Annotated in this window: 13 protein-coding genes; 1 reads left to right on the top strand and 12 read right to left on the bottom strand. The window is 58.0% G+C overall.

What is annotated here, in order from left to right:
* Window positions 1–14: 14 nt before the first annotated feature.
* Both Q8K09_RS18800 and Q8K09_RS18795 read right to left on the bottom strand, forming a co-directional pair.
* The gene (locus Q8K09_RS18800) at window positions 15–449 is read right to left on the bottom strand and encodes a PaaI family thioesterase (protein WP_305256507.1); all 435 of its coding nucleotides are present in this window, start codon (window positions 447–449) and stop codon (window positions 15–17) included.
* The gene (locus tag Q8K09_RS18795) at window positions 446–907 is read right to left on the bottom strand and encodes a PaaI family thioesterase (RefSeq protein WP_305256505.1); all 462 of its coding nucleotides are present in this window, start codon (window positions 905–907) and stop codon (window positions 446–448) included. Before Q8K09_RS18795 ends, Q8K09_RS18800 begins: the two co-directional genes overlap by 4 nt.
* A 193-nt stretch (window positions 908–1100) precedes the next feature.
* On the opposite strand from Q8K09_RS18795, the gene Q8K09_RS18790 reads away from it, so the two are divergent.
* Window positions 1101–1391 carry a hypothetical protein gene (locus Q8K09_RS18790; protein WP_305256504.1) on the top strand — a complete coding sequence of 97 codons (291 nt, stop codon included), beginning with the start codon at window positions 1101–1103 and terminating at the stop codon, window positions 1389–1391.
* A gap of 55 nt (window positions 1392–1446) precedes the next feature.
* Here the strand turns inward: Q8K09_RS18790 and Q8K09_RS18785 are convergent, their stop codons facing one another.
* The 10 genes from Q8K09_RS18785 to sdhA all read right to left on the bottom strand — a co-directional run bounded on the left by Q8K09_RS18785 (window position 1447) and on the right by sdhA (window position 14897).
* Window positions 1447–1836: an MAPEG family protein gene (locus Q8K09_RS18785; protein WP_305256503.1), complete on the bottom strand. Its 390-nt coding sequence runs from the start codon at window positions 1834–1836 to the stop codon at window positions 1447–1449.
* Window positions 1833–2567 (bottom strand): DUF599 domain-containing protein, encoded by a 735-nt coding sequence (locus tag Q8K09_RS18780; protein WP_305256502.1) that lies wholly within the window; start codon window positions 2565–2567, stop codon window positions 1833–1835. The genes Q8K09_RS18785 and Q8K09_RS18780 overlap by 4 nt, the downstream gene beginning before the upstream one ends.
* A gap of 103 nt (window positions 2568–2670) precedes the next feature.
* The gene (gene brnQ / locus Q8K09_RS18775) at window positions 2671–3984 is read right to left on the bottom strand and encodes a branched-chain amino acid transport system II carrier protein (RefSeq protein WP_305256501.1); all 1314 of its coding nucleotides are present in this window, start codon (window positions 3982–3984) and stop codon (window positions 2671–2673) included.
* A 283-nt stretch (window positions 3985–4267) separates the two neighbouring features.
* Entirely contained in the window at window positions 4268–5155 is an 888-nt protein-coding gene (gene sucD, locus Q8K09_RS18770; RefSeq protein ID WP_305256500.1) for a succinate--CoA ligase subunit alpha, read from the bottom strand.
* A complete protein-coding gene (gene sucC, locus Q8K09_RS18765; protein WP_305256499.1) occupies window positions 5155–6321 on the bottom strand; it encodes an ADP-forming succinate--CoA ligase subunit beta in 1167 nt (388 codons plus the stop codon). The genes sucD and sucC overlap by 1 nt, the downstream gene beginning before the upstream one ends.
* 222 nt (window positions 6322–6543) lie before the next feature.
* Window positions 6544–7980, bottom strand: a complete 1437-nt coding sequence (gene lpdA / locus Q8K09_RS18760) for a dihydrolipoyl dehydrogenase (protein ID WP_305256498.1) — start codon at window positions 7978–7980, stop codon at window positions 6544–6546.
* A 66-nt stretch (window positions 7981–8046) separates the two neighbouring features.
* Entirely contained in the window at window positions 8047–9264 is a 1218-nt protein-coding gene (gene odhB, locus Q8K09_RS18755; protein WP_305256497.1) for a 2-oxoglutarate dehydrogenase complex dihydrolipoyllysine-residue succinyltransferase, read from the bottom strand.
* A 70-nt stretch (window positions 9265–9334) separates the two neighbouring features.
* The gene (locus Q8K09_RS18750; protein WP_305256496.1) at window positions 9335–12166 is read right to left on the bottom strand and encodes a 2-oxoglutarate dehydrogenase E1 component; all 2832 of its coding nucleotides are present in this window, start codon (window positions 12164–12166) and stop codon (window positions 9335–9337) included.
* A 245-nt stretch (window positions 12167–12411) separates the two neighbouring features.
* A complete protein-coding gene (locus Q8K09_RS18745; protein ID WP_305256495.1) occupies window positions 12412–13116 on the bottom strand; it encodes a succinate dehydrogenase iron-sulfur subunit in 705 nt (234 codons plus the stop codon).
* An 11-nt stretch (window positions 13117–13127) separates the two neighbouring features.
* A complete protein-coding gene (gene sdhA, locus Q8K09_RS18740) occupies window positions 13128–14897 on the bottom strand; it encodes a succinate dehydrogenase flavoprotein subunit (RefSeq protein ID WP_305256494.1) in 1770 nt (589 codons plus the stop codon).

Raw genomic sequence — 14897 nt, 5'->3', positions numbered from 1 at the left:
GATGATCGGGGCACTCAAGGCTCGTCGACCTTGAAATGCGCCCGTGCCGTGGCGATAGGCTCGGTTTGATTGGTTTGCCAGGCCGTAATTGCCCGTCGACCTTGCCGCCACACCTGGCATTGGGCATAGGTGTCACGATAATGACCGGCACGCAGGTAATCTATCGAGAAGTCGATGATTTTCGGCAAATGCGGCATACCCATGAACATCAACAGATGAAGCATGGCGGCATGCTCCATAAAGCCGGCGATCACCCCGCCGTGCAACGCCGGTAGCATCGGGTTGCCAATATTGTCCCGGTGGGCCGGCAAGCGGAAAACCATGTCTTCACCTAACCGCACGCATTGCATGCCAAGCAATTTGGCATACGGCATCAAGCTGATCAGCGCGTCGTAATCGCCACCTTCATGGGCCAGGGATACCCGCTGACTGAGCTTCAAGTCGCTCATGCGCCAGCCCCTTGAATGTCACGCTGGGCCACACCCTTGCCCATACGCATGAAGGTCCCGACTACGTGGGCAATCGGCTGCGCCGGATCATCCTGGTAGGCATAACCGCGCGTGAAGATGATATTCGGCGTAACCCGATAGCATTCAGCAAAACCAAACACATCTTTGTTCGGTTCAGCCGGATGCATATAGTCAATACGCAGGTCGAGAGTCGGGCAAACCTCGAACTCGGCGAGCACGCAGACTGTTGAAATGCCGCAGGTAGTCTCCAGAAGAGTAGTAATTGCACCGCCGTGAATAACCCCGGACTCAGGGTCGCCCAGTATGTGCTGGCTGTAGGGCAAGCGCAGGGTCAACCCCTCGGGGCTGGCGTCATGGACCTGAAGACCGAGCACCTGACAACGGCGCAACGCCGCCAGAAAGCGCTGCGCCTGTTCGAGAATGAGGGTGTTGCTCATCGTTTCAGTCCGACCACAACGGCACAAGGGGCCCGCATGTTACCGCCTCCCCGGAGCCACAGCCCATTGCGGTAATGTTGAAATGGGCTACTTATCGAACAATTGACAGGGAACTTCGCCGAACAGGGGGTACTCGAATGGGCTATGCCTGGGGTGACCCAGCCATCATAAATGTCCACAAGGAGTACTGACCGTGCAAAAACCATTTACCTATACCCTGCTTCTCGCTGCTGTCCTGGCCCTGGCAGCCTGTGAAAAAACCCCGGAAGACAAGATGGAGTCGGCCAAGGAGTCGGTTTCCGAAGCTGCTGAGTCTATGGGTGACGCGGCAGACGACACCGCCGACGCCATCGAACAGAAAGCAGACGAAGTGATGGGCACGGAACCTACCACCGGTGAAAAAATCGAAGATGCAGCGGATGACGCTGCAGATGCCATCGAAGATGCTGGTGACGATGTCAAAGACAGCGTTGACGGTCAGTAACACTACCGTGCAAGACAAGGCCCGCGTTATGCGGGCCTTGTCGTTTCTGCAAGCATCATAACGCTGGAGTGAGCATCAGCAGCAAGCTGCACAACAGGCCTGCGACCCACACAAGACTGCGCTGCCAATGCATATCTGCCCAATAGAACAGCAGATACAGCACTCGCGACACGACGAACGTCACTGCCAACACATCTACCAGCACGCCATGGGTCTGTGTGACATGGGCCATCAGTACGCCGACGGCAAACAGTGGAAAGGCCTCAAAACTGTTCAGATGCGCGGCCAAAGCCCGCGCCCCGAAGCCAGTCAGCCGCGCTTGCTGGCTGCGCGGGTGATGATTGTCATACACCCCACCCTCCTGCTGCATGGCCTTTGCGACAGGGGCCTTGGCCAGAAAAATCAGCAGCGCACTAATAAACACGCACCAGAATGGCAAACTCATTCGGACTTCTCCTTGGCTGGCTCAAGCATCGCAGTCTGGGTATAGACCATCACTTCAAGTACATCCGAATGGAACTCGCGGCGGTAGAGCACCAACACAACGCCGGTGGTCACCACAATGAAGAACCAGGGGTTAATGAACCAGGACAGCGCCGCCATACCAAAGTAGTAGGCACGCAGGCCGTAGTTGAACTGATTGGCCGCCATCGAAATCACCCGCGCAGTGCGCTCGGAAAACGACTTGCGCTCCTGTTCGGTGACATGTTTCTCGCCCACCATAGGCGCCGAACCGACCAGCACAGCAGCGAAATTGTACTGGCGCATGCACCAACTGAAGGTGAAGAAGGCGTAGACAAAGACCACCCCCAGGCACAGCAACTTGACCTCAGACATCTCCCGACTGGCGGCCTGCACAAAGGGCAAGTCAGCCAATAACGATACCGCGCGATCGGAAGCTCCCAGCACGGTAAGGATACCGGCAAGAATGATCAGGGTGCTCGATGCGAAGAACGAGGCATTGCGCTCCAGGTTGCCGATCACATTAGCATCAGCGATACGGTTGTCGCGCAACAGCATGCGGCGCATCCAATCCTCGCGGTAGAGATGCAGAACGCTGGCCAGGCAAGGCGTAGTACGCCCTTTAAACAGCGCGTAGCGGCTGTAACCGACCCAACAGATCACAAACCAGCAAACAGCAAGCAGATGCGCCAGGTAATAGTTATCGATCGGCATAGGGACTCCTTGTTGGCCAGCGCCGATTATAGCCAGCACTGGCGTTGCACTGGCCAACAAAAAAGGCCGCCTTTTGCAGGCGGCCTCGTCACTCCAGCATAGGTCAAGCCTCTAGCGGCCTCGGCTTGCCCAAGGCCCGGTCTAGCACTGCCGTCAGCAGCACCATCAACAACACGGGCACCAGCCAGCCTAGGCTCTGCCCAGCCAGCGGCAACTGGCTGAACAGTGCGGGCAGCCACTGGCTAAAACCCGCAGCGGCCAGGCCATCGGCCACACCAAAGAGCAAGGCCACGGCCATGACCGGCACGAACACCCGCGGCGGTGACAACCACAGGTTACTCAGCAGACTCAAGGCGACCAGCACAATAGCCAGCGGATAAAGGCCAACCAGCACCGGTACCGAAATACTGATCAACTGGGTCAAGCCCTGATTGGCCACCAGCAGGCTGAATAAACCAAACACCACGACAACCACACGGTATGAAACCGGCAGCAGACCGCTGAAGAATTCGCCGCAGGCAGTCAGCAGTCCTACAGCGGTGGTCAAGCAAGCCAGGGTAATCACCACCGCCAGCAGGAGGCTCCCTGCGGTACCGAAGGTGTACTGCACATACGCGGTAAGAACCTGCACACCATTCTGCGCCTCGCCGGCAATACCTTGGCTGGTCGCCCCCAGGTAAAACAAGGCCAGGTAGACCAAGGACAACCCGACGGCTGCAATCACCCCGGCAATCACCGAATAACGGGTAATTAGCGCACCATCGGTCACCCCCCGGTCACGGATAGCCGTGGCAATCACAATGCCAAACACCAACGCACCCAGGGTATCCATGGTCAAGTAACCTTGCAGGAAACCTTGCACGAAGGGCGCTGCCTGGTAATCCGCAGCTACAGGGCCAATTTCGCCGGCGGGCATCAGCAATGCCGCACCGCCCAGCACCAGGAGTGCGGCCAACAGCACAGGTGCAATGAATTTACCAACGCGGTCAACCAACTGCCCTGGGTTGAGCGACAGGAACAGCACCGCTGCGAAATACACCAGGGTATAGATCAACAGTGGCGCAGCAGAATTGCCCGTAAACGGCGCCACAGCCATCTCGAAAGACACCACCGCGGTACGCGGCGTGGCAAACAGCGGACCGATTGCCAGGTACACCGCCACCGCAAACAGCATCCCGGCGCGCTTGCCCAGAGGTGCGGTCAACAGCGCCATACCGCCGCCGACCCGGGCCAGTGCCACGATGGTGAGCAGCGGCAAGCCGACACCGGTGAGCAGGAAACCCAGGGCCGCCAGGCCAATGTTGTCGCCAGCAGCCATACCGGCGCTCGGCGGGAAAATGATGTTGCCCGCGCCCAAAAACAGGGCAAAGGTCATAAAACCAAGCGCCAGGAGATCCGGGCCTTTCAAACGATTCATAGAGGGGAATACCACAGGCAGAAAGTTATGAGTTCCGATGGTTTCCCGTGGGGTCGGGGGAAACGTTACCCAGCCGGTTAAGCGAGGCCACTGCAGTATCCTCAGCCGCTTGTGGCGGAACAGGTACTTATAGTTGCTAGCCTAACGAAATTGATGAACCAGCGGCACTGGCATAGGTCAGGCTGTCGGACTGGTGAAAAAAGCTGTCGCATTAACAACAGTTCGTCTAAAACCGATATAAAAAAGGCCACCCGAAGGTGGCCTTTTCTCAAATCAAAAAGCCTTAGGCTTTTTTGACTTCCCAGCCGGTCAGCTCGGCCAGGGCCTTGCCAATGTCAGCCAGGGAACGCACGGTTTTCACACCAGCGTCTTCCAGGGCTGCGAACTTCTCGTCTGCAGTACCCTTGCCGCCGGAAATGATCGCGCCGGCGTGGCCCATACGCTTGCCCGCCGGAGCGGTCACACCAGCGATGTAGGACACCACTGGCTTGGTCACGTTGGCCTTGATGTAAGCAGCGGCTTCTTCTTCAGCCGAACCGCCGATCTCACCGATCATCACGATCGCTTCGGTCTTCGGGTCTTCCTGGAACAGCTTCAGGATGTCGATGAAGTTGGAGCCTGGGATCGGGTCACCGCCGATGCCGACACAGGTGGACTGACCGAAACCGGCGTCAGTGGTCTGCTTGACGGCTTCGTAAGTCAGGGTGCCGGAACGCGACACGATGCCTACTTTACCTGGCAAGTGGATGTGACCCGGCATGATGCCGATCTTGCACTCGCCCGGAGTGATCACGCCTGGGCAATTCGGGCCGATCAGGACCACGCCCAGTTCGTCGCACTTGACCTTGGCTTCGAGCATGTCGATGGTCGCAATGCCTTCGGTGATGCAGACGATCAGCTTGATGCCGCTCATGGCCGCTTCAAGGATCGAGTCCTTGCAGAACGGAGCCGGAACGTAGATCACACTGGCGGTTGCGCCAGTCTGCTCAACTGCTTCGCGTACGGTGTTGAACACCGGCAGATTCAGGTGAGTAGTGCCACCTTTACCCGGCGTTACGCCGCCAACCATCTTGGTGCCGTAGGCGATGGCTTGTTCGGAGTGGAACGTGCCTTGCGAGCCGGTGAAGCCCTGGCAGATTACCTTGGTGTCTTTATTGATCAGGACGCTCATTACTTGCCCTCCGCAGCTTTGACGACTTGCTGAGCAGCGTCGGTCAGGCTGGTTGCCGCGATGATGTTCAAGCCACTTTCAGCCAGTACTTTGGTGCCCAGTTCGGCATTGTTGCCTTCCAGACGTACAACAACCGGAATTTTCACGCCGACTTCTTTAACCGCGCCAATGATGCCTTCGGCAATCATGTCGCAGCGCACGATACCGCCGAAGATGTTCACCAGAACAGCTTTGACGTTGTCGTCGGAGAGGATGATCTTGAACGCTTCGGTTACGCGTTCTTTGGTGGCGCCGCCGCCTACGTCGAGGAAGTTGGCTGGCTGACCGCCGTGCAGGTTGACGATGTCCATGGTGCCCATGGCCAGACCAGCACCGTTGACCATGCAACCGATGTTGCCTTCAAGGGCAACGTAGTTCAGTTCGAACTTGGCAGCGTGAGCTTCGCGCGGATCGTCCTGGGACGGGTCGTGCATGGCACGCAGTTTCGGCTGGCGGTACATGGCGTTGCTGTCGATGTTGATCTTGGCATCGAGGCAATGCAGGTTGCCATCGGCCTTGATGACCAGCGGATTCACTTCCAGCAGAGCCAGGTCATAGTCCTGGAACAGCTTGGCCAGGCCAACGAAGATGTGGGTGAACTGCTTGACCTGATCGCCTTCCAAGCCCAGCTGGAAAGCCAGCTCGCGACCCTGGAACGGCTGTGCGCCGACCAGCGGATCAATAGTGGCCTTGAGAATTTTCTCGGGAGTATCGTGAGCGATCTTCTCGATGTCCACGCCACCTTCAGTGGAAGCCATGAATACGATACGACGGCTGGAGCGATCAACTACTGCGCCCAGATACAGCTCTTTGGCGATGTCGGTGCAGGACTCAACCAGAATCTGGTTGACCGGCTGACCGGCGGCGTCGGTCTGGTAGGTCACCAGACGCTTGCCCAGCCAGTTGGCGGCGAAGGCCTTGGCGTCTTCCTTGCTCTTGACCAGCTTCACGCCGCCCGCTTTACCGCGGCCGCCGGCATGCACCTGAGCCTTGACGACCCATTCGGTACCGCCAATTTTTTCGCAGGCTTCTGCTGCTTCTTCCGGAGTGCTTACGGCGAAACCCTTGGATACGGGCAGGCCGTATTCAGCGAACAGCTGCTTACCCTGATACTCGTGGAGATTCATGCTTGTCTACCGTCTTCGTTAGGTATTGCGCATTCGGTGCTGCACTTGTGATGCCGCACCACCTGTGACTGCTTCTGCGAGCAGTCCGACGGCATTCCGCGCTAGAGCCAGGCTCCGCACGGGCAGTCCGCCGTGGTTCTTCTTGTAACGTCGCCACTACAGGTCAACTACAAACAGCGACCAGTGCGCGGCGACTTACAAACGACTACTTAGCGCTTTTTGTTAACGCTTCTTACGATTGACGACGTGGATGGCATGGCCATTCACGGCAAGAGCCGCTTCGTGCAGCGCTTCGGACAGCGTTGGGTGGGAGAAGACCATCATTCCCAGGTCCTCGGCACTGGTGCCGAACTCCATACCAATGGCGCCCTGCTGAACCAACTCGGCAGCGCTCGGGCCGATTACGTGGACACCCAATACACGGTCGGTAGTGGCGTCAGCAATCACCTTGACCATGCCGCCGGTATCATTGGCTGCCATGGCACGGCCACTGGCGGCGAACGGGAAGGTGCCAACGTTGACCGCAACGCCCTCGCCTTTCAGCTGCTGCTCGGTCTTGCCCACCCATGCGATTTCCGGATGGGTGTAGATGACCGAAGGAATCAGGTCGTAGTTTATCTGGGCTTTGTGCCCGGCGATGCGCTCGGCAACCATCACGCCCTCTTCCGAGGCCTTGTGCGCCAGCATTGCACCACGGACCACGTCACCCACTGCGTAAACACCCGGCACGCTGGTAGCGCACTGGTCGTCGACATAAATGAAGCCACGCTCATCCAGATCGACACCACTATCGGTAGCCAACAGATCAGTAGTCACCGGGCGACGGCCGACCGCCACGATCAGCTTGTCGAAGGTCATTTGCTGCTCGCCTTCGGCGTCGGTGAAGCTGACCGTAACCTGCTTCTTCTTCACCTCGGAAGCGGTCAAGCGCGCACCCAGGCGAATCTTCAAACCTTGCTTGGTGAAGGTCTTGAGCGCTTCCTTGGCGATCTGCTCATCGGCAGCCGGAAGGAATTTATCCTGTGCTTCAATCACGGTGACGTCAGCACCAAGACGGGCCCATACCGAACCCAGTTCCAGGCCGATTACACCAGCACCGATCACGCCCAAGGTCTTGGGCACGCTCAGGAATTCCAGGGCGCCAGTAGAGTCAACGATAGTGTCGTGGTTGACCGGAGCAGGCGGAATGTCGATCGGCTTGGAGCCGGAAGCAATAATCACGTTCTCGGCCTGAACCACCTGAGTGGTACCGTCCATCGCGGTGACTTCGACGTGCTTACCAGCCAGCAACTTGCCGTGACCTTCAAGCAAGGTCACGCCATTGGCCTTGAACAGCGTACTGACACCACCGGTAAGGTTCTTAACGATGTTGCTCTTGCGGGCAATCATCGCCGGTACGTCGATGCTGACGCCCTTGGCCTCGATACCGTGGATGGCAAAGCCTGTCTTAGCTTCGTGATATTTCCAGGAGCTGTCCAGCAGCGCTTTGGACGGGATGCAACCGACGTTGAGGCAGGTGCCACCGAGTGCAATCTTGCCGTCATGGTCCTGGTATTTTTCGATGCAAGCGGTCTTCAGACCAAGCTGAGCAGCCTTGATGGCGGCCACATAGCCACCAGGGCCGGCACCGATGACTACCACGTCAAATTTCAGGGTCATAAGGTATTCCTTCTCGAGTAAACCGGACGACCCTGAGTACAGGGTCGCCGTGGGAGAGACTGGCTATTAGATGTCCAGCAGCAGGCGCGCCGGATCTTCCAGCAAGTTCTTGATGGTCACCAGGAAGGTCACGGCTTCCTTACCATCGATCAGGCGGTGATCGTAGGACAAGGCCAGGTACATCATCGGGCGAATAACCACCTGACCATTGATGGCCATCGGGCGCTGCAGGATGTTGTGCATCCCCAGAATCGCAGCTTGCGGCGGGTTGACGATTGGCGTCGACATCATCGAGCCGAAGGTACCACCGTTGGTAATGGTGAACGTGCCGCCGGTCATGTCGTCGATCGACAACTTGCCTTCTTTGGCCTTCTTGCCGAAAGTTGCAATGCCGCCTTCGACTTCAGCCAGGCTCATCAGCTCGGCATTGCGCAGTACCGGCACCACCAGACCGCGGTCGCTGGATACGGCCACACCAATGTCGGCATAGCCGTGGTAGACGATGTCGGTGCCGTCGATTGAAGCATTAACCGCCGGGAATCGCTTCAGCGCTTCGGTGGTAGCCTTGACGAAGAACGACATGAAGCCCAGGCGCACGCCGTTGTGGGACTTCTCGAACAGGTCCTTGTACTTCGAACGCAGCGCCATGACTTCGGTCATGTCGACTTCGTTGAAGGTAGTCAGCATGGCCATGGTGGACTGGGCTTCGACCAGCCGCTCGGCCACCTTGGCACGCAGGCGGGTCATCGGCACGCGTTTCTCGACGCGATCGCCGGCGGCCAGTACCGGCGCGGCAGCTACCGGGGCAGCAGGCTTGGCAACTGGCGCGGGAGCATTCTTCTTGGCTTCGGCAGCGGCAACTACATCTTCCTTGGTCACCCGACCACCCTTGCCAGTACCGGCAATGCTGTTCGGGTCGATGCCGTTCTCTTCGGCCAGCTTGCGCGCAGCCGGCGAGAGGATTTGATCATCACCCGCAACACCAGGAGCAGCGGCAGCAGGCGCAGCAGCCTGGGCAGCAACCGGCGCAGAAGCAGCGGCAGCACCGCCTTCGCTCAGGGTGCCCAGCAGTTCATTACTGAGGACGGTATCGCCTTCATTCTTGACGATGCTCGCGAGGACACCGTCGGCCTCGGCCAGTACTTCGATCACTACTTTGTCGGTTTCGATGTCGACGATCAGTTCGTCGCGCTTGACCGCATCGCCCGGCTTCTTGTGCCAAGTGGCCACGGTGCCATCGGCAACCGATTCCGGGAAAGTAGGGGCTTTGATCTCGATAGCCATTCTGTGTGGTTCCTTAAATTCGGTTTCTTCTGCGAGGCGGCCTCATCAGGCCGCCTCTTGCGCAAAGGCGTTAAACAGTGAAGGCGTCTTGCAGCAGTTTGTCCTGCTGTTCAGCGTGCATTGAAGCGTAACCACAGGCCGGGGCAGCAGAGCCATCGCGGCCGGCATACTCGAGGAGCAGAGTCTTCTTGTATGCGGTGGCAACGCGACGCATGTGATGCTGACTGCAATACCAGGCACCTTGGTTCATCGGCTCTTCCTGACACCAGACGATGTGCTTGAGGTGCTTGTACGCAGCGAGAACTTCGGCCAGATCTTCTTCCGGGAACGGATAAAGCTGCTCGATACGCACGATGGCGATATCTTCGCGAGCTTCGGCACGACGCTTCTCCAGCAAGTCATAGTAGACCTTGCCACTGCACAGAATCATGCGTTCGACCTTCTTCGGATCGATGGTATCGACCTCTGGAATCACGGTCTGGAACGAGCCTTCGGCCAGATCTTCCAAGGTCGAAATGGCCAACTTGTGGCGCAGCAACGACTTCGGCGTCAAGGCGATAAGCGGCTTGCGCAGTGGACGGATCACCTGGCGTCGCAACATGTGGTAAACCTGCGCCGGCGTAGTCGGCACACACACCTGAATGTTTTGCTCAGCGCTCAATTGCAGGAAGCGCTCGAGACGTGCGGAGGAGTGCTCCGGGCCCTGGCCTTCATAACCGTGCGGCAACAGCATGGTCAGACCACACAGGCGACCCCACTTGTGCTCGCCGCTGGTGATGAACTGATCGATCACCACCTGGGCACCGTTGGCGAAGTCACCGAACTGGGCTTCCCAGATAACCAGCGCATCCGGTTTGGTAGTCGCGTAACCGTACTCGAACGCCAACGCCGCTTCTTCCGACAGCAGTGAGTCGTACAAGTCGAAACGCGGCTGATCGGTGTACAGGTGCTTGAGCGGAACGTGCGAACCCGGCTCCTTCTGGTTGTGCAGCACCGCGTGGCGGTGCGAGAAGGTGCCACGACCAATGTCCTGGCCGGTCATGCGGATCGGGTGGCCTTCAAACAATAGGGTGGCGTAGGCCATGGTTTCGGCGTAGCCCCAGTTGATTGGCAGCGCACCGGCACCCATCTTCTGACGGTCTTCGAGAATCTTCGCGACCTGACGCTGAACCACAAAGCCTTCAGGGATTTCCAGCAGCTTGGCAGACAGATCCTGCAGGGTCTTCAGTTCGAAACGCGTGTCGTGACGTGCGGTCCAGGTATGGCCCAGATACGGGCGCCAATCGACGAACAACTCTTTGTTCGGCTCCTTGACCAGGCTCTTGACCACATGCTGGCCGTTGTCCAGAGCGGTACGGTATTCGTCGATCTTGCTTTGCACATCATCGGCAGAGTGACGCACAGCTGCAGTCAGTGCATCGGCATACAGCTCACGGGTGGTGCGCTGCTTACTGATCTGCTGGTACATCATCGGCTGGGTGCCGCTCGGCTCATCGGCTTCGTTGTGACCGCGACGGCGGTAACACACCAGGTCGATCACCACATCACGCTTGAACTGCATGCGATAGTCGACGGCCAGTTGAGTGACAAACAACACGGCTTCTGGATCATCGCCATTAACGTGCAGGATCGGCGCCTGAATCATCTTCGCCACGTCGGTGCAGTACTCGGTGGAGCGCGAATCTTCCGGGTTACTGATAGTGAAACCGACCTGGTTGTTGATCACGATATGAATGGTGCCGCCCGTCTTGAAACCACGGGTCTGCGACATCTGGAAGGTCTCCATCACCACACCCTGACCGGCGAACGCCGCATCACCGTGGAGCGAAACCGGGAGCACCTTGTCGCCGGCACTGTCGTTGCGGCGATCTTGGCGCGCACGCACCGATCCCTCAACCACTGGCGAGACGATTTCCAAATGGGAAGGGTTGAACGCCATAGCCAAATGGACTTCGCCACCGGCAGTCATCACGTTGGAGGAGAATCCCTGGTGATACTTGACGTCGCCAGAACCGAGGGACGCTTGCTTCTTGCCCTCAAACTCGTCGAACAGGTCACGTGGGTTCTTGCCAAAGGTATTGACCAGCACGTTCAGACGGCCACGGTGAGCCATGCCGATGACCACTTCCTTGGTGCCGTAGGAGCCGGCGCGCTGGATCATTTCATCGAGCAGCGGAATCAGGCTCTCGCCGCCTTCCAGGCCAAAACGCTTGGTACCCGGGTATTTGGTGCCCAGGTATTTTTCCAAGCCCTCGGCGGCAGTCAGACGCTCCAGCAAATGGCTTTGCACTTCTATCGAAACACTTGGGCGCCCACGCACGCTTTCCAGGCGCTGGGCAAACCAGTTGCGCTGCTCGGAATCGACGATATGGGTGAACTCGGCACCGATGGTGCGGCAATATGTCTGCTGCAAGGCTTCGTGAATTTCACGCAGAGTAGCCTCTTCCTTGCCAATGAACAGACCACCGGTACGGAAGGTGGTGTCCAGGTCGGAATCGGTCAGCCCGTAGTGATTGATCGACAGTTCAGCCGGAGCATGCCGTTGCCACAAGCCAAGCGGATCGAGCTGGGCAGCCTGATGGCCGCGCATGCGAAAAGCCTGGATCATGCGCAGGACTTCAACTTGCTTCTTTTCGTGTTCACTGCTCACGCTGCCGGCAGACACCGGCTGGGCACGACGCTGGTTTTTCGCCAGCAACACAAAATGATCGCGAACCGTAGAATGCGATACGTCAGTAGCAGCGTTGCCATCTGCCGGCAACTTCTGAAAGTAGGTGCGCCACTCTTCGGGCACAGCGTTGGGATCGTGCAGGTAAAGCTCATAGAGCTCTTCCACATAGGCAGCGTTACCACCGGATAGGTGGGCACTGTTCCACATGCGCTGCATCACGCTTTCTTGCATGCTTGGTCACCCTCGGTAAGGGGACACCACCGGCGAAGAAACCGTCAGGCTTGCGAAGTCTTGAAGCAGCGACTGCGACAAAGCCACCACGGATCCCGCAGATAGTCCGGGCACCAGCCCGGATGCCCCTGCTGGTCGTCATATATTTCAAAGTTAGAGCCGCGACTTTGTGAGCAGCGGCTCTGGCTAGACTGCAACGCTGATTTCAAGACCAGCGTCGCAGGTGTCACGGGTAAAGCTTTTGATCAGATACCGCTCTGCAACAGCATGTTGCGCACGTGGCCGATTGCCTTGGTCGGGTTAAGACCCTTAGGGCAAACGTTCACGCAGTTCATGATGCCGCGGCAACGGAACACGCTAAACGGGTCGTCCAATGCAGCCAGGCGCTCTTCGGTCTTGGTGTCGCGGCTATCGGCCAGAAAACGATAGGCCTGTAGCAACGCAGCGGGACCGAGGAACTTGTCCGGATTCCACCAGAACGACGGGCAGCTGGTCGAACAGCAAGCGCACAGAATGCACTCATAGAGACCATCCAGCTTCTCGCGTTCTTCCGGCGTTTGCAGGCGTTCGATGGCCGGAGCCGGCGTATCGTTCTGCAGGTAAGGCTGCACTTTCTCGTATTGCTTGTAGAAGATGCTCATATCGACGACCAGGTCACGAATGACTGGCAATCCCGGCAAAGGACGAATGGTCAGCTTGCCGCCCTTCACCACTGCCGACAGCGGCGTGATGCAGGCCAGGCCATTCTTGCCGTTGATATTCATACCATCGGAACCACACACACCTTCGCGGCAGGAGCGACGGTACGAGAAAGTCACGTCCTGTTCCTTGATCAAGGCCAGTACGTCAAGAACCATGATGTCCTTGCCGCCGGTATCGATCTGGAAATCCTGCATGAACGGCGAAGCATCCTGCTCCGGGTTGTAACGATAAACACTGACTTGCAACATATCCGCCACCCTTAGTAAGTCCGAATCATGGGTTCAAACGTCGGAACTGTCTTCGGCGAGAAGTTAACAGCGCGCTTGGCCACACGCTTTTCGCCCGGGAAGTACAGGGAATGGCACAACCAGTTCTCGTCATCACGATCTTCGAAGTCTTCGCGGGCATGGGCACCACGGGATTCTTTACGAACCTCCGCAGCCACCGCAGTCGCCTCGGCCACCTCAAGTAGGTTTTGCAGTTCCAACGCTTCGATACGCGCAGTGTTGAACGCCTGGCTCTTATCCGCGATCTTGACGTTCGCGATCCGCTCACGCAGGTCGACCAGTTGTTCGATGCCTTTCTGCATATATTCGCCGGTACGGAATACCCCGAAATAATTCTGCATACAGGTTTGCAGCTCTTTACGCAGCGGCGCTACATCTTCGCCGGTGGTGCGCTCGTTGACGCCAGCCAGACGCTTGAGCGACAGCTCAATGTCGGTTTCGGAGGCGCCACGGTAATCAACACCTTCTTTCAAAGCCTTTTCCAGATGGATCCCGGCGGCACGACCGAACACCACCAGATCGAGCAGCGAGTTGCCACCCAGACGGTTGGCACCGTGTACCGATACGCAAGCCACTTCGCCTACCGCGAACAGGCCTTCGATGATCTTGTCGTTGCCGTTGGCATCCTGGGTGATGGCCTGACCATGAATGTTGGTCGGCACGCCGCCCATCATGTAATGGCAAGTCGGCACAACCGGAATAGGCGCGACCACAGGGTCGACGTGGGCGAAGGTCTTGGACAACTCGCAGATGCCTGGCAGGCGACTGTGCAGTACTTCTTCGCCGAGGTGATCGAGCTTGAGCATCACGTGATCACCATCAGGGCCACAACCGTTACCGGCGATGATTTCCTTGACCATGGAGCGCGCAACTACGTCGCGGCCAGCCAGGTCTTTGGCGTTCGGTGCATAGCGCTCCATGAAACGCTCGCCATGCTTGTTGATCAAGTAACCACCTTCACCGCGGCAACCTTCGGTTACCAGAGTGCCAGCACCCGCAATACCGGTCGGATGGAACTGCCACATTTCGATGTCTTGCACAGGCACGCCTGCACGCAGGGCCATGCCGATGCCATCACCCGTGTTGATCAGGGCGTTGGTGGTCGAGGCATAGATGCGACCTGCACCGCCAGTAGCCAGCACTGTGGCCTTGGAGCGGATATAAACGGTCTCACCGGTTTCAATGCAAATTGCGATCACACCAACAATCACGCCATCCTGGTTTTTCACCAGATCGACCGCATACCACTCGTTAAGGAACGAGGTGCCGCCCTTCAAGTTGGCCTGATACAACGTGTGCAACAACGCATGACCAGTACGGTCAGCGGCGGCACAGGTACGAGCGGCCTGACCACCCTTGCCAAAGTCCTTGGACTGGCCACCGAACGGACGCTGATAGATACGGCCTTGTTCGGTACGGGAAAACGGCAGCCCCATGTGCTCCAGTTCGAACACGGCTTCCGGACCAACGGAGCACATATATTCGATTGCATCCTGGTCGCCGATGTAGTCGGAGCCCTTGACGGTGTCGTACATGTGCCAGCGCCAATCGTCGTTTGGATCCGCCGAAGCGATGGCGCAGGTAATGCCGCCCTGGGCAGAAACAGTGTGCGACCGGGTTGGGAACACCTTGGTGACTACTGCGGTCTTGTGGCCGCCTTGAGCCAACTGCAATGCAGCACGCATACCCGCGCCGCCGCCACCGATGATGATGGCGTCATAAGAAAGAGTACGAATAGTCAT

Origin of the sequence: Pseudomonas sp. (assembly GCF_030683065.1) — a bacterium.
Lineage (GTDB): Bacteria > Pseudomonadota > Gammaproteobacteria > Pseudomonadales > Pseudomonadaceae > Aquipseudomonas.
This window is presented reverse-complemented; position numbering and strand designations above follow the sequence as displayed.